This window comes from Streptomyces sp. NPDC005811 (assembly GCF_040630405.1).
In the GTDB taxonomy this organism is placed as follows: domain Bacteria; phylum Actinomycetota; class Actinomycetes; order Streptomycetales; family Streptomycetaceae; genus Streptomyces.
On the sequence record NZ_JBEXXK010000044.1, the window covers coordinates 1 to 15768 of the forward strand.

The window sequence follows — 15768 nt, forward strand, 5'->3', positions numbered from 1 at the left end:
GCGGAACTGATCGCCGACAAGCACAAGATCAGCCGTGAGCAGCAGGACGAGTTCGCCCTCGCCTCGCACCGGAAGGCGGCGAAGGCGCAGGCGGAAGGTCTGTTCGACGCCGAGCTGGCCCCCGTGTCGCTGCCGCAGCGCAAGGGCGACCCGGTGCTCTTCGGCGCCGACGAGTGCGTACGCTCCGACGCGTCCCTGGCGGCCATGGCGAAGCTGAAGCCGTCGTTCCGGCCCGAGGGCGGGACCGTCACCGCGGGCAACGCCTCGCCGCTCAACGACGGGGCCGCGGCGCTGCTGCTGGTGGACGAGGAGGGGCTGAAGGCCACCGGCCGCGAGCCGCTCGCCCGCATCTCCGCCACCGGGGTGAACGCCGTCGACCCGGACTACTTCGGGCTCGCCCCCGTCGAGGCCGTCAACCGGGCGCTCGCCAAGGCCGGCCGGACCTTCGCGGACCTGTCCGTGCTCGAACTCAACGAGGCCTTCGCCGCCCAGGTGCTGGGCTGTGTCGCCGAGTGGCCCGAGTTCGACCCGGCGGTCCTCAACCCGCAGGGCGGCGCCATCGCCCTCGGCCACCCCCTCGGCGCCTCCGGCGCCCGGCTCGCCGCCACCGTCGCCCACCAGCTCGCCCGCCGGGGCAGCGGCACCGGTGTCGCCACCCTCTGCATCGGCGTGGGCCAGGGCCTCGCCCTCGTCCTCGAACGTTAGGCCTCCAGGAATCCCCATGACGCTCACCCAGCACGACATCGACCAGGAGATCGCGGCCGAACGCGCCGCGTACGAGAAGCGCCTCGCCGACGGGGCGCCCGTGGAGCACCAGCCGCGCCGCGACTACGCGCCGTACCGCTCCTCCGTCCTGCGCCACCCGAAGCAGCCGCCGGTGACCATCGACGTGTCGAAGGACCCGGAGCTGGTCGAACTGCACTCCCCCGCCTTCGGCGAACGCGACATCACCGAGATCGACAACGATCTGACCCGCCAGCATCAGGGCGAGCCGATCGGCGAGCGCATCACCGTCTCCGGACGGCTCCTGGACCGCGCCGGGCGCCCGATCCGGGGCCAGCTCGTCGAGATCTGGCAGGCCAACTCGGCGGGCCGGTACGCCCACCAGCGCGAGCAGCACGACGCCCCGCTGGACCCGAACTTCACCGGCGTCGGCCGCACCCTGACCGACGGCGACGGCCGGTACCACTTCACGACCGTCCAGCCGGGCCCCTACCCCTGGCGCCAGCACCTCAACGCCTGGCGGCCCGCCCACATCCACTTCTCGCTCTTCGGCACGGCGTTCACCCAGCGGCTCGTGACGCAGATGTACTTCCCGAGCGACCCGCTGTTCCCCTACGACCCGATCATCCAGTCGGTGACGGACGACGCGGCCCGCCAGCGGCTGATCGCGACGTACGACCACAGCCTGTCGGTGCCGGAGTTCTCGATGGGCTACCACTGGGACATCGTGCTGGACGGCCCGCACGCCACCTGGATCGAAGAAGGACGCTGACCTGCCATGACGAAGATCGACACAAGCCGTTCGGAGACCGTGCTCCCGACGCCGTCGCACACGGTCGGCCCCTTCTACGGCCATGCGCTGCCGTTCCCCGGCGGCGGCGACATCGCCCCGCTCGGCCACCCGGACACCCTCGCCCTCCAGGGGTACGTGTACGACGGCGAGGGCAACCCGCTGCCGGACGCGTTCGTGGAGCTGTGGGGCGCCGGCCCGGACGGCCGGGTGCCGCGGACCGACGGCTCGATGCGGCGCGACCCGGCCACGGGCGGCTTCCTCGGCCGCAACGGCGTGGAGTTCACCGGCTGGGGCCGCATCCAGACCGACGCCGACGGCCACTGGTCGGCGCGCACCCTGCGGCCCGGCGCGCGCGGGAACAGCGCACCCTACCTCAGCGTCTGTGTGTTCGCCCGCGGTCTGCTGGTGCACCTGTACACCCGGATCTACCTGCCGGGCGACGAGGCCGCGCTCGCCGCCGACCCGCTGCTGGAGCGGCTCGACCCGGCGCGCCGGGCCACGCTGATCGCCACGGACGGCCCGCTGGGCACCTACCGTTTCGACATCCGCCTTCAGGGCGAAGGCGAGACGGTGTTCCTGGAGTTCCAGTGACGGATGCCCGGCCCGAGTCCGGTCTGCTCTCCCCCGGGTGGACCGGCTCCCCCGCCGCCGCCACGACGAGCGACGCCGCCTATCTGCGGGCGCTGCTGGACGCGGAGGCCGCGCTGACCCGTGCCCAGGAGAAGCTGGGCCTGGCCCCCGAGGGCGCCGGAGCGGCGGTCACCGCTGCCGCGGCCGGCGCGTTCGACGCGCACTCCCTCGCCGAGCGCGCCCGCGGCGGCGGCAACCCGGTGATCCCGCTGGTCGCGGACCTCACCGGCGCGGTCGGCGGCACCTTCGGCCCGTACGTCCACCGGGGCGCCACCAGCCAGGACATCATGGACACGGCCACCATGCTGGTCGCCGTGCGGACCCTGGAGTCCGTGCTGGCCGACCTCGGCCGCACCCAGGAGGCGCTCGCCCGGCTCGCCGCCGCGCACCGGGACACGGTGATGCCCGGCCGGACCCTCACCCAGCACGCCGTACCGACGACGTTCGGGCTGAAGGCCGCCGGGTGGCGTTCCCTCGTCCTGGACGCGCGGGACCGGATCACCGCCGTACGGGACTCCCTGCCCGCCCAACTCGGCGGCGCCGCCGGGACACTGGCGGCCTTCGCGGCGTACGGCGCCCAGGACGCGACCGCGCTGGTGGCCGCCTATGCGCGTGAACTCGCCCTGGCGGAACCGGGGTTGCCCTGGCACACCCTGCGCACCCCCGTCGCCGACCTCGCCGGCTGCCTCGCCTTCGCGGCGGGCGCGCTGGGCAAGGTCGCGACGGACGTCCTCACCCTCGCCCGCACCGAGATCGCCGAGGTGGCCGAGGGCAGCGGGGGCGGCTCCTCCGCCATGCCGCACAAGGCGAACCCGGTGCGCTCGACGCTGATCGCGGCCGCCGCCCTGCGCGCACCGCAGCTCGCGGCCGTGCTGTTCGGCTCGCTGACCGCCCCCGACGAGCGGCCGGCCGGGGCCTGGCACGCCGAGTGGGAGCCGCTGCGGGACCTGCTGCGGCTGGTCGGCGGCGCCGCCCGGGACGCGGCCGAGCTGGCCGAGGGCCTTCAGGTGCACCCGGAGGCGATGCGCGTCGGCCTCGACCTCACCCACGGACTGATCGTCTCCGAGCGGCTGTCCGCCGAGCTGTCGGCCGTACTGGGCCGCGCCCGGGCCAAGGAACTGCTCACCACGCTCGCCCCGCGCACCTACACCGAAGGCCGCACACTCGCCGAACTCCTGGCGGAGGAGCCCGACTTGGCGGACATCGACCTCGGCGACCTCACCGACCCCGCCCGCTACACCGGCTTCGCCGGTGCCCTCACCGACCGTGCCCTGGAGCGACGTTGACCGAGAAGCAGCTCAACCACCGTGCCGAGGGCCCCGCTTCCGCGCCCGCGCTGCTGCTCGGACCCTCGCTGGGCACCTCGTACGCCCTGTGGGACAAGGTCGCGCCCGAGCTGTCCATCACCCACCGGGTGATCCGCTACGACCTGCCGGGGCACGGCGGCTCCCCCGCCTCCCTGATCGGCCCGGGGGCCACCGTCGGCGACCTCGCCGCGCTCGTGCTCGCGCTCGCCGACGCGCTCGGCGTGGAGCGGTTCGCGTACGCGGGCGTGTCCCTGGGCGGCGCGGTCGGGCTGCATCTCGCGCTGCACCACCCCGAGCGGGTGTCGAAGCTCGCGGTGATCTGCTCCTCGGCCCACTTCAACGGCAGCAGGCCGTGGGAGGAGCGGGCCGCGCAGGTGCGCGCCGAGGGGCTGGAGAGGCTCGCCGAGAGCGCCGACGCCCGCTGGTTCACCCCCGGTTTCACCGTGCCGGAGCTGGTCGCCGACCATCGCGCCGCCGACCCCGAGGGCTATGCCGCCTGCTGTGACGCGCTGGGCGCGTTCGACCTGCGGGAGCGGCTCGCGGAGATCTCCGTGCCGACCCTGCTGATCGCCGGGCGCCAGGATCCGGCGACCCCGCCCGCGCATCTGCGGGAGATCGCCGACGCGGTGCCGGACGCGGCGCTCGTGGAGATCCCGGGCGCCTCGCACCTGGCGCCCGCCGAGCGGCCCGAGGCGGTGCTGACCGCGCTGCGGGGCCACTTCGACGGCGGCGCCAAGCGGGGCATGGAGGTGCGGCGCCAGGTGCTGGGCGACGCCCATGTGGACCGGGCGCAGGCCCGGCAGTCCCCGTTCACCGCCCGCTACCAGGACTTCATCTCGCGCTACGCCTGGGGCGAGATCTGGACCGACCCCACGCTCAGCCGCCGCGAACGCAGCATGATCACACTGACCGCGCTCGTCGCGCACGGCCACTACGACGAGCTGGCCATGCATGTGCGGGCCGCGCGGCGCAACGGGCTGACGCCGGACGAGATCGGGGCCGTCCTGCTCCAGACGGCCGTGTACTGCGGGGTCCCGGCGGCGAACTCGGCGTTCGCGGCGGCGCAGCGGGTGCTGGAGGAGGAAGCCTGACCCCGGCGGGGACAGGCACGGGCCGGGTCGCTGTGCCTACGGTGGGAGCATGTCCACCGTCCTGATCACCGGCGCCACCTCGGGGCTCGGCCGGTACGTCGCGTTCGAGCTGGTCCGCTCCGGGCACCTGGTGCTCGCCCACGGCCGCGATCCGGACCGGACCCGGGCCCTGGTCGAGGAGCTGAGGGCCGAGGGCACGGCGGAGGGGTTCGTCGCCGACCTGGCCTCCCTGGCCCGGGTGCGCGAGCTGGGCACACGGGTCGCCGCGGCCCACCCGGACCTCGACGTCCTGATCAACAACGCGGGTGTGGGCGCCGGTTCCCCCGGCTCGGGCCGTGAGGTGAGCGCCGACGGCCACGAACTGCGGCTGGCCGTCAACTACCTGGCACCGGTGGCGCTGACCCGCGTACTGCTGCCGGTGCTGCGGGCGAACGCCCCGGCCCGGATCGTGAACGTCGGCTCGCTCGGCCAGGAACCCGTCGACCCCGACGACCCCGGGTTCACCCGGGGCTACGACGGCTTCGCGGCCTACTGCCGCAGCAAGTTCGCCCTCACGGCCCACACCTTGACCCTCGCCGGGGAACTCGCCGGCACCGGCGTCGCCGTGAACGTCCTGCACCCGGCCACCTTCATGGACACGACGATGGTCCGCGAGGGCGGCGTCACCCCTTGGAGCACGGTCGCCGACGGCGCCCCGGGAGTCCTGGCCCTGGCCACCCAGGACCTCGGCACGGGCCACTTCTACGACGGAACCAGCCGGGCGCGGGCCCACGAGGAGACGTACGACCCGAAGTCCCGGGCCCGGCTGGCCCGGATCACCGAGGACCTACTGACCGACGGATGGGGGCAGCGCCCCTGAGGGGCGCGGGGCCGTGTCGACATCGGCTCCGCCGCGTGGGCGCGACAAGCCCCCACGCACCCGCACCCGATGACTCAGCCCGCCCCCAACGCCCTCTCCGCCTGCTCCACCAGCCCGTCCGCCCCACAGGTCCGCGCCAGGGACAGCCCGCGATTCAGCTCGGACACCGACCGCGACAGAATCCCGTACTCGATCCGCGCGGCCGCGTGCTCGTACTGACTCGGCGACGACTCCAGCAACGTGACCGCCTGATGGGCGAGCCGCACCGCACGCTGCCCGGTCTCCAGCGCGGCGGCGCACCGCAGCGCCTCCCCGATCGCGGTGTCGGTGCCGAACCGCTCCGCCCGCCGGCGGACGTCCGCGGCGAGCAGCGCCGCACGGGCCGGGTCCTCGGTCGCGAGGGCCCGGGCGAGGTCGACCGCCCAGGGGACCATGACCGGGTTGAGGTGGCCGCGGACGGCCGCCGCCTTCTCCGCCTCCTCCAGTTCGTTGATCCCCTCGGCGGTGCGGCCCACGGCGAGCAGCAGCCGGCCGCGCACCGAGCGCGGGTCGGGCAGCACGATCGTGGACGGGTACGGCGGGGCGAAGCCGCACTCCTCGGCGATCTCCCACGCCTCGTCGACATGGCCGCGGCACAGCAGCACATCGACCAGGTTGCAGGTGGCCGACCAGTACAGGGGCAGTCCGCGGCCGACGCGCTCGGCGAGCCGGAGGGACTTCCTGAGGGACTCCTCCGCCTCCTTCAGCCTGCCCCGGCGGCGCAGGCCGAGTCCGAGGTAGGCGTGCGCGAGGGCGAGGTGGCCGCCGCTCCAGCCGGCCGACTCGTAGGTGCGCAGGGCCTCGTTGAAGAAGGTGTCGGCGCGGTCGAGCCGGTCGGTGTAGGCGTAGGTGCTGGACAGCATCATCAGCAGTTCGATGCCCCAGACCTGGTCGGTCCAGCCGAGGCCGGGGGCGAGGCCGCCGTTGACCAGGGCCCGGTCGCAGTACTCGACGACCTCCTCGGCGTTCTCCCCGCGGGTCACCGCGTCGAAGCCGCGCAGGATGAGCAGAGCCCGCTCGGCGTTGTCGCGGCCGGTGCAGGTCGCGGCGAGGGCGGCGAGCTGCGCGGAGCGGTTCGGGGAGATCGCCTCGCCCGCGTGGACGCACTCCCACATGAACTGCACGGCCTGGAGCCGCATCTTCGCCGGGCCCGGGGCGAGCCGGTTGGCCTCCGCCTCGACCGTGCGGACGGCCTCCTCCATCTGGTCGTTGTGCAGCAGGGCCTGGGAGAGGCGGTAGACGGCGTCGATCCGCAGGTCGCCCTCCAGGCCGGGCAGGGCGAGCGCGGTGCGCAGGTGCTCGACGGTCCGGGCGGGCGCGGTCAGGAGGGTGGCGCAGCCGAGGTCGTACAGCACGCGCGCGTGGACGTCCGGGTCGGGCGGTTCGGCGAGGGCGCGCTCCAGACAGCGCCGGGCCGCGTCCGGGGCACCGACCGCGAGGTGTTCGCCGGCCGCCCCGCGGAGCTGTTCGACGAGTTCCTGGTCGCCCTCGGGGTGGACCTGGATGAGGTGCCGGGAGGCGGCCGCGAGGCCCTTGCCGGCCTCGGTGACGATCTTGGCGGCGATGCCGTGCATCGCGGTGCGCAGGCTGGCGGGGATGCTGTCGTAGACGGCGGTGGCGATGAGCGGGTGGACGAACTCCAGGTCGCCCTCGGCGGCGGGCACGGCGGCCGGGTCGGGTTCGGTGAGGATACGGGCGGTGCGCAGCAGTTCGGCGCAGCGCACCGCGGTGTCGCGGCCCATGACGGCGAGCCGGGACGCCTCGTCGATGGAGATGCCGACGCCGCCGAGGATGGCGGCGGCCATGGCGAACCGGGTGGCCTCGACGCCCAGTTCCTCCAGGCGGTCGACGAGGCCCCCGCCGCGGGCCGCCCGGTTCAGGGGCCGCAGTTCCGCGGCCGAGGCCTCGGTCGGTTCGAGGCCCTTGTCCTTGACCTTGGCGAGGAGTTCGACGGTGTCGTAGGGGTTGCCGTCGGTGACGGCCCACACCTCGCGGCAGAACGCGGCGTCCGCGTGTTCCCCGAGGGTGGCGCGGGTCAGTCCGGCGACCGAGGCCGGGGTGAGGGTGGTGATGCTGGTGACGCGGGGGCCGGCGGCCTCGCCGATCGCGTCGAGGTAGCGGCCCCGGTCGCCGCCCACCTTCTCGGGCCGGCGGGCGACGACGACCAGGACGGAGAGGCGGTGGAGGCGCTCGGTCAGGGCGGCCAGCCAGCGCAGGGTCTCCTGGTCGGCCCAGTGCGCGTCGTCGATCAGCAGGACGAGCGGATAGCAGCGGGTGGCCAGGCGGCTCACGGCGACGACGAGTCCGTCGCACACGTGCTGCGGGTCGGCGGGGCCGTCACCGGGTTCCGCTATGCCGAGCGCGGGGCCGGCGATGTCGAACCAGTCGCCGAGGTACTCGCGGGCCTCCTCGGGCAGCAGCGACAGCAGCGCGGGCTGCAGCAGCTGCCGTACGACGTTGAAGGGGACGGACCTGAGCGTCTCGCCGCCGCGGGCCGACCAGATCGCGCAGCCCCGCTCCTCGGCGATACGGCGGGTCTCGGCCAGCAACGCGGTCTTCCCGACGCCGGCCTCGCCCCGGAGCACCAGCAGGTGACCCGAGGAGGACCGGTCGGCGCAGAGCGCGTCCACCGCCCGCGCGATGCCGGCGATCTCCTCGTCGCGCTCCCACAGGGAAGCCGAGGCGGCCCCCGCCGGCCGTGCCTCCGTCATCCCGCTACCTCCCCAAGTGTCGCCCGGACGACGTACAGAACTCGAGCGTAGCCGTCCGGAGGGCGCCGCGTAGGCAGTCCGCGCAGGTCGTGCCTCCACGAGTGACACGACGGACCCCGGCCCGGCCGGACGGGCCTGCGGCGCGGGCCCCGGAACGTCAACGCCGGGCGACGCGCACCGTTTTGACGTCGAATTCACGCCAACGGCGACGCCGGCCCGGTGCGGGCCCCCGTGACGGATTCCCCTCCCTCTCATCCGCCTTTCACCGATGCCTCATACGGTTAGGGCATGACGCAGGTGACTCCTCCCGGGTGGTACCCCGACCCGGGGCAGACGAATGACGGTCCCGCCACCGAGCGCTGGTGGGACGGCAAGGCGTGGACGGACCAGACCCGCCCCGCGGGCTCGGCCGCCGCATGGGGTCCGCAGGCGCAGGCGCCGGCCGACGGCGGGTATGCGGCGTACCCGGCCTATCCGGCGTACCCGGCACCGCCGGAGGGCACGGGCCCGCGGCGCGGACTGCGCACGGGCATAGCCGTCGCGGCGGCGGTCGCGGTCCTCGCCAGCATCGGGGTGGGCGTGTACGCGCTGTCCAAGGACGACGGCGGCGGCGGTGGCGGTACGGCGCAGGGGCCGGGCGGCCAGGGCGGGCCGGGCGGCAACGGCGGCCAGGGCGGGCCCTTCGGCGGTTCGGGCGGATCGAGCGGCGGCTCCGGCGGCTCGGGGGACTCGGGTGGTTCCGGAGGCTCGGGCGGTTCGGGCGGTTCGGGCGGTTCGGGCGGGGCCTCGCCGTCGCCGCAGGAGTCCGAGGCGCCGAAGATCAAGAGCGGGTCGGTGACCGACGCGCTCAACGGGATCAGCATCCCGATCCCGAGCGGCTGGTACGGGCAGGAGGGCACCTCCGGCGCGTCGGTGACGTCCGAGTCCTCCTACCAGTGCCCGGGCGACACCTCCAAGTCCTGCACCAAGGGCGGCGTGTACTCCTCGCCGGTCGAGCTGCTGGGCACCAAGGGCGGCACCGCCGAGGAGGTCGCCAAGGCGGACATCGCCGAGAACGCGGAGCAGTCCTACGGCGGTGACACCTACGGCGCGATCACCTCGCACCAGGTGCTCGCGTCCAAGGCGGTGACCGTCGCCGGGCAGAAGGGCTATCTGGTGCGCTGGAAGGCGGTCACCAGCAAGGGCGCCGACGGGTACGTGGAGTCGCTGGCGTTCCCGGCCCCGGCGGACGCCAAGCGGATCGTGGTGCTGCGGTTCGGCGTGGACGCCGACCAGAGCGTGTCGGTCATCGACACCATCACCAAGGGCATCAAGGTCGCGTCCGGCGGAGGCAGCGGCACGAACGTGTGAGGCCCGGTGATCGGCCGGGTGGGGCGCCCCTCCGCTCAAGGGGAACCCCACCCGGCCGGGGGGTGCGCGCCGCCCCCGTCCCCACGGTGCGGCGCGAGCAGGTCACCGTCCGGTCATCCCGTGGACGGCGGCCTGGGTCTTGGTGGTGCGGGGCTGCCGAGCCCCAGCGCGGGCAGCACGGCGGCCTCCACGAACCGGACCAGGTAGTCCGGGTCGGCGTACTCCCCGTCGACCACCGGCCGGGCGCGGACGACGCCGAACATCTGCGCGGGGATGTACTCCAGGGCGGGATGGTCGGCGGGGATCTCCCCGCGCTCGACACCGCGCCGCAGGATCGTGCGCAGCGCCTCGATCTCCGGGTCGATCAGCGCCTCGCGCAGCGCCCGCGCGAGGTCCTCGTCGCCGTGCACGGCGTGGCCGAGGGCCTGGAGCAGCGTGCTGTCCTGCGACGACCAGCGGCCCGTGGCCCGCGCGGCCTCGCACAGGTCGCCGGCGAGGGAGCCGGTGTCGATGCCGGCCAGCCGCCCGGTCCGGCGGGACCGCAGCGCGGCCACGACGAACTGGGGCTTGGTCTTCCACTGCCGGTAGAGCGTGGACTTGCTGCACCGGGTGGTGGCGGCGACGCCCTCCATGGTGACCGCTTCGTATCCGCATTCGCGGATCTGTTCGAGGACGGCGTCGAAGAACTCCTTCTCACGCGCGGGCGTGATCTTGGAGCGGCGCGTTGCGGCGACCGGCTCCGGTCCCTCCGCGGCCTGCGACGTCATTGCCTCTGCCTCTCTTTCCCTCGCCCTGCGTTCCAGTGTGTCGTATCTCAATCGATACGCAAGTGTACCGGTACTCGCTCGTATCGGTACAGTAGCGTATCGGTACGATGCCGTATCGATCGATCAAACGCACCACAGTCCAGTGAAGGGGCCGGGGGATGAATGCCCGCACCGAGCCTGAAACCGCGGAGCCGGGCCGGCCGGCCCGGCCGCCGATAGTCAGGGAGCTCCTGCTCGTCGCAGGGCTCTTCCTCGTCTACAAGGTGGGGCGGCAGCTGGCCACGGGCCACACCGCCGAGGCCTTCCGCAACGCCGCTGACGTGTGGCACGCCGAACGCCGGCTGCACCTCCCCGGCGAGGGCGCGGTGCAGTCCCTGCTGCTGCACGGGGACGTCCCGGTCCGGGTCGCGAACACCTACTACGCGACGGTGCACTTCCCGGCCACGCTGGCCTTCCTGATCTGGCTCTACCTGCGGCGCCCGGCGCACTACGTGTGGGCCCGGCGGGTGCTGGCCGCCGTCACCGCGGCCGCCCTGGTGCTGCATCTGACGTTCCCGCTCGCACCGCCCCGGATGCTCGCGGCGGCGGGCCTGACCGACACCGCGCGGGTCTACGGCCCCTCGGTGTACGGACCGCCGCAGACGGACCAGTTGTCGAACCAGTTCGCGGCGATGCCCTCGCTGCACTTCGGCTGGGCCCTGATGGTCGCGGTCGGGCTGATCGTGGCGACCCGGTCGCGGTGGCGCTGGCTGTGGCTGCTGCACCCGCTGGTGACGCTGCTGGTGATCGTGGGGACGGCGAACCACTACTGGCTGGACGCGATCGTGGCGGGCGCCCTGCTCGGCGCGGCGCTCGCGGTGATCCGCGTGCCCGGACGGACGGCGGCCACGACCGGCCGCGGCGGCCCGCGGCCCGTCCGGGCGAAGTCCGGGGACCACGTCCTGGTGGGGGCGGGCCGGTGAACGCCACCCTCGTCGCCGTCGTCCTCTCCCTGTTCTCGGCCGTCGCCTACGCGGCCGCGGCCGTCGCACAGGAGCGGCTCGCCTCCCGCTCCCCCGGCGCCGGGCTGGTGCGCATGCTGGGCCGGGGCTCTTGGTGGGCCTCGGTGGGGCTGAACGCCTCGGCGGCGCTGCTGCACGTGGTGGCGCTGAAGTACGGTCCGCTGACCGTGGTGCAGCCGCTGGGCGCGCTGACCCTGGTGGCCGCGGTGCCGATGGGCGCCCGGGTCGCCGGACGGCGGGTCGCCCCGGCCGAGTGGCGGGGCACCGCCTTCACCCTCGCGGGGCTGGGCGCGATCCTGGTCACGGCCTCGGGACCGGCCCCGGAGAACGCGCTCTCCGGCTCCGAGGCGGTCGCGGTGGCGGGGGCCACGGCGGCGCTGATCGGGCTGCTGGCCCGGCCCGGCACCCGGCCGGGACTGCGGCACGCCGGCGCCTCCGGCATCGTCTCCGGGGTCGCGTCGGCGCTCACCCAGACGATCACGGTGGCGGCCACCGACCGCTCCGGCTCACTGCTGAGCGTGCAGGTGATCGGGGTGGCGGTGCTGGTCGCGGCGTTCGCCACGGCCGGGCTGCTGCTGTCGCAGACCGCCTACCGGGGCGGGCTCGGCGCGCCGCTGGCGATGGTGACGCTGGCCAACCCCGTGGCGGCGGCGGCGATCGGGCTGATCCTGCTCGGCGAACGGCTCCAGGGCGGGCCGGCCGGGGTGCTGCTCGCGCTGGCGGGGGCGGGGCTCGCCGGCTGGGGTGTGGTGCTGCTGTCGCGGGCCACGCCGGAGCCCCCGCCGGTCCACGACGAGGAGCACCCGGTGGCCGCCGTGCTGGCGCTGAGCCCGGAGACCGCCTCGCCCGAGCCGGCCATGCGGCCCCGCCCGACCTCGGAACCCGGGCACCTCACGGCCCTGTGAGGAAGCGACGCGCCGCGCACCACACGGGGGTCGCCGCGCCGAGCGGGCCTCCCGGGTGCGCGGCCGACCGGGCCGCGCCGGCGTCAGCCGAGGCCGCGGGCGTCCTGCTTGAGCGCGGTGTCGACCGTCAGGGCGGTGGCGACGACCAGGCTCAGCAGCGGTTCGGGCAGCTGGTAGTGGATCTGCAAGACGTAGTTGTCGGCGGTGGTGAACATCGTCTTGGCGAGGCCCTCCCAGGTCTTGGTGATCCGGGCGACCTCGCTGCCCGCGTGGTCGACGATGGCGAAGTTCCACGCCCGCCAGTTCTCCGCCTTGATCGCGCCGACCTGCTGCCCGCCCGCGTTGATGGCGAAGTTGATCTTCCCGAAGACGTTCTGCTGAACGATCTCGCCGACCTGCTGTCCGTCCGGACGCGTCACGATCACCCGGGACTTGAATATCTTCGCCGGCCGGGTGAGGAGCAGCACGGGCTGCCCGTGGGCGTCGCGGATCTCCAGCCGGTGGGTGAGGTACTGGTCGATGCTGCCGATGAGCCGCACCAGCTTGCGCAGCATGCTCTGACCGACCTGGACGACCGAACCGAGCTGGTTGCCCTGCTGGTCCATGACCTTGTACTCGTTGGTCAGCTCGATGAGCTTGGCCTTCTGATTCACCACCAGCACCGGCTCGCTGAACAGCGTGCCGCCGCCGGGGCCGCTCGGGGCGACCCCGGCCTGCTGCTGCACCTGGCGCTGGACGCGCGGGTCGGGCCCGGTCTGCTGCGCCGGGACGGCCGGCGCGGGCTTGCCCTGCTCGTCGGCGTGCGTGTGCTCGGTCCACTGGGTGCCGTCCCAGTAGCGCAGCGTCTGGGCCGCACCGTGCGGATCCGGGTACCAGCCTGCAGGTGTGTTCGAATGCGTGGTCACCGGGGCACACTACCCCGGGTCCACCAGTACCTGACCAGACCCCACGATGCTGTGTTCACGCCGCATTTGCCCGCGCGCCGGACCCTTCGCCGCCCGTCCGCTACTCCGTGACGATCGCCGGGTCGCTGACACCGGGGCGCCCGTTCTCGACATGACCGGCGAACCGCCGTACGAAGTCCGCGTCGCCGTCGGCGGTGACCGTGATGTCGTACCACCGCCGGCTCCGCGTCAGGTCGACACGGTGGCGGACCACGGCGCCGGGGCGCACCCGCACGGAGGCGGCACGGCCGCCGTAGCCGTCGGTGAGCGTCAGCACGGCCGCGTGGGAGGTCTTGTTGGTGAAGGTGAGTTCGAGGCCGTCGCCGGTGTGCCGGGCAGTCGCCTCCAGCCCGGCCCCCTTGCCCCGGAAGGTGCGCAGGAACCCGTTGGGGCCGTGCACGGTCAGGTCGTAGGAGCCGCCGGAGGCGGCCGGGTTCCAGGTGTCGGAGACGGTCTTGCCCGAGCCGGTGGTGTAGCTCCACGGCCCGTCGGCGCGGTTGCCGGAGGTGACGAGGAAGGCGGCACCGGCCTGGGCGCCGGAGGCGAAGGTGAGCGTGATCTCCCCGGCCCCGCCGTTCGCCGAACCGTCCACGAACGGGGCGTACTTCAGCGGGCGCGTCGGGCGGTGGCCGCGCTCCTGCCGGGGCAGGACGGGGTGCGCGGGCGGGGTGGGGACGTAGTCGGGGTGACGGACGCGGTCCGGCGGCTCGTAGCCGTCGGTGCCGGGCAGGGAGACCGGGCGGGTGTCCGTGCGGGAGAAGTCGAACGCGGAGGTCAGATCGCCGCAGACGGTGCGCCGCCAGGGCGAGATGTTCGGCTCGTGGACGCCGAAGCGGCGCTCCATGAACCGGATGACCGAGGTGTGGTCGAAGGTCTCGGAGCAGACGTAACCGCCCTTGCTCCAGGGGGAGATCACCAGCATCGGCACGCGCTGGCCGAGTCCGTAGGGGCCGGCGACATGGCCGCTGTCGCCCTTGAACACGTCCGGGCCGGTGTCGACCGTGGACCGGCCCTGGGCGGCGGAGGCGGGCGGGAACGCGGGGACCACGTGGTCGAAGAAGCCGTCGTTCTCGTCGTAGGTGATGAACAGGGCCGTCTTCGCCCAGACCTTCGGGTCGGAGGTGAGGGCGTCGAGGACCTGGGCGACGTACCAGGCGCCGTAGTTCGCGGGCCAGTTGGGGTGCTCGGTGAAGGCCTCGGGGGCGACGATCCAGGAGATCTGCGGCAGCTTGCCGCCCTGGACGTCCGCCTTCAGCCGGTCGAAGAAGCCCTCGCCCCTGCGGGCGTCGGTGCCGGTGCGGGCCTTGTCGTAGAGGGGGTCGCCGGGCTGGGCGTTCTGGTACTGGGTGAAGTAGAGCAGCGAGTTGTCGCCGTAGTTGCCGCGGTAGGCGTCCTGGATCCAGCCCCAGCCGCCGGCCTTGTCCAGGCCGTCGCCGACGTCCTGGTAGATCTTCCAGGAGACGCCCGCCTTCTCCAGACGCTCGGGGTACGTCGTCCAGTTGTAGCCGACCTCGTCGTTGCCGAGGACCGGGCCGCCGCCCTTGCCGTCGTTGCCGGTGTACCCGGTCCACAGGTAGTAGCGGTTGGGGTCGGTGGAGCCGATGAACGAGCAGTGGTAGGCGTCGCAGAGGGTGAAGGCGTCGGCGAGCGCGTAGTGGAACGGGATGTCCTGGCGGTTGAGGTACGCCATCGTCGTCGCGGACTTGGCGGCGATCCACCCGTCGTACTTGCCGCCGTGGAAGGCGGCGTGGCCGTCGTTCCAGCCGTGCGGGAGGTCCTGGAGGAAGGCCATGCCGAGGTCGTCGGCGTCGGGGTGGAAGGGCAGGACGTCCTTGGTCCCGTCGGACTGGTGCCACACCGACGCGCCGTTCGCGAGGGTCACCGGGCGGGGGTCGCCGAAGCCGCGGACGCCTCTCAGCGTGCCGAAGTAGTGGTCGAAGGAGCGGTTCTCCTGCATCAGGACGACGATGTGCTCGACGTCCTCGATCGACCCCGTGCGGTGGTTCGCGGGCAGCGCCGCGGCACGCTCGATGCTGCCGGAGAGCGCGGTGAACGCGGTGGTGGCGCCCGCGAGTTGGAGGAAGCGGCGCCGGTTGACCTCGGACATGGGTGAGGGACCTCTCGTGCGGAAGGCGTGTCTCACGTGACGGGAAGCGAGTGTTCCAAGGGCATCGAACGATCGGGAAGGGTGCGGTGGCGCCCGCGTGAAAGTCGCCGGTACACGAGATGTGCAACCCCTCAAGAGCGCGCCAAGGACACGCGGTCCGGCGCGGCACTACTCCCTTAGGGTGACCTGATTCCGGCCTGATCCGGACCAACCCTCCCGGTATGGACCACTGATGGTCCGGCCGGGCTCCGCAGGGGGTCCGCGGGCGGCGGCGGCGAGGCCACGACCAGCACATGAAGCGCTTGCGTCCACGGCGCCCCACGCACACCCCAGGCGGAAAAACACATGATTCGGTTGTCTTCCGAACCAAGGGATCAAGAGCACTTTTCCGTCATCTTTCACGGCAAGATCACAAAACCCGCACAGACACCTCACTAAGTTGGCGCCGACGGATGCGGGGACGACCGGCCTCGGAGGGGGAGCCGGCGTCCCGCAAGGGGGTGCGTCGGCTCCGGGGGAGCCGGGTCCACCCCTGCCCGGG

General features: G+C 73.6%; 13 protein-coding genes. 9 read left to right on the forward strand and 4 right to left on the reverse strand.

The annotated features are described in order from the left end of the window. The 6 genes from ABZ490_RS36500 to ABZ490_RS36525 form a co-directional block, all read left to right on the forward strand. Positions 1 to 705 (forward strand): thiolase family protein (locus tag ABZ490_RS36500; protein WP_359000279.1); only part of this gene is annotated, 705 nt, incomplete at its 5' end. Between the two features lie 16 nt (positions 706 to 721). Continuing rightward, on the forward strand, positions 722 to 1495 hold the full coding sequence (pcaH, locus tag ABZ490_RS36505; RefSeq protein WP_359000282.1) for a protocatechuate 3,4-dioxygenase subunit beta: 774 nt from the start codon (positions 722 to 724) through the stop codon (positions 1493 to 1495). Between the two features lie 6 nt (positions 1496 to 1501). Next, on the forward strand, positions 1502 to 2107 hold the full coding sequence (gene pcaG, locus ABZ490_RS36510) for a protocatechuate 3,4-dioxygenase subunit alpha (RefSeq protein ID WP_359000285.1): 606 nt from the start codon (positions 1502 to 1504) through the stop codon (positions 2105 to 2107). Then, positions 2104 to 3432, forward strand: coding sequence for a 3-carboxy-cis,cis-muconate cycloisomerase (gene pcaB, locus ABZ490_RS36515; protein WP_359000288.1), 1329 nt, complete (start codon positions 2104 to 2106; stop codon positions 3430 to 3432). Before pcaG ends, pcaB begins: the two co-directional genes overlap by 4 nt. Next, positions 3429 to 4544, forward strand: coding sequence for a 3-oxoadipate enol-lactonase (gene pcaD, locus ABZ490_RS36520; protein WP_359000291.1), 1116 nt, complete (start codon positions 3429 to 3431; stop codon positions 4542 to 4544). The genes pcaB and pcaD overlap by 4 nt, the downstream gene beginning before the upstream one ends. A gap of 49 nt (positions 4545 to 4593) precedes the next feature. Continuing rightward, positions 4594 to 5403 (forward strand): SDR family NAD(P)-dependent oxidoreductase, encoded by an 810-nt coding sequence (locus tag ABZ490_RS36525; protein WP_359000297.1) that lies wholly within the window; start codon positions 4594 to 4596, stop codon positions 5401 to 5403. Positions 5404 to 5477: 74 nt separating this feature from the next. On the opposite strand, the gene ABZ490_RS36530 is transcribed toward ABZ490_RS36525, so the two are convergent. Beyond that, positions 5478 to 8153 carry an AAA family ATPase gene (locus ABZ490_RS36530; protein WP_359000300.1) on the reverse strand — a complete coding sequence of 892 codons (2676 nt, stop codon included), beginning with the start codon at positions 8151 to 8153 and terminating at the stop codon, positions 5478 to 5480. A gap of 288 nt (positions 8154 to 8441) precedes the next feature. Here ABZ490_RS36530 and ABZ490_RS36535 point away from each other — a divergent pair, with 288 nt between their 5' ends. Continuing rightward, on the forward strand, positions 8442 to 9503 hold the full coding sequence (locus tag ABZ490_RS36535) for a DUF2510 domain-containing protein (protein WP_359000303.1): 1062 nt from the start codon (positions 8442 to 8444) through the stop codon (positions 9501 to 9503). 113 nt (positions 9504 to 9616) lie between these two features. Here ABZ490_RS36535 and ABZ490_RS36540 read toward each other — a convergent pair whose 3' ends face one another. Further along, positions 9617 to 10270, reverse strand: coding sequence for a TetR/AcrR family transcriptional regulator C-terminal ligand-binding domain-containing protein (locus tag ABZ490_RS36540; protein WP_359000306.1), 654 nt, complete (start codon positions 10268 to 10270; stop codon positions 9617 to 9619). A 158-nt stretch (positions 10271 to 10428) separates the two neighbouring features. On the opposite strand from ABZ490_RS36540, the gene ABZ490_RS36545 reads away from it, so the two are divergent. Continuing rightward, positions 10429 to 11232, forward strand: a complete 804-nt coding sequence (locus ABZ490_RS36545) for a phosphatase PAP2 family protein (protein WP_359000309.1) — start codon at positions 10429 to 10431, stop codon at positions 11230 to 11232. After that, positions 11229 to 12176 (forward strand): hypothetical protein, encoded by a 948-nt coding sequence (locus ABZ490_RS36550; protein ID WP_359000312.1) that lies wholly within the window; start codon positions 11229 to 11231, stop codon positions 12174 to 12176. Before ABZ490_RS36545 ends, ABZ490_RS36550 begins: the two co-directional genes overlap by 4 nt. A gap of 83 nt (positions 12177 to 12259) precedes the next feature. Here the strand turns inward: ABZ490_RS36550 and ABZ490_RS36555 are convergent, their stop codons facing one another. After that, complete coding sequence (locus ABZ490_RS36555; RefSeq protein WP_359000315.1) at positions 12260 to 13081, reverse strand: phospholipid scramblase-related protein; 822 nt, start codon at positions 13079 to 13081, stop codon at positions 12260 to 12262. 100 nt (positions 13082 to 13181) lie between these two features. Next, entirely contained in the window at positions 13182 to 15227 is a 2046-nt protein-coding gene (locus tag ABZ490_RS36560; RefSeq protein WP_359000318.1) for a phosphocholine-specific phospholipase C, read from the reverse strand. Positions 15228 to 15768 lie beyond the last annotated feature (541 nt).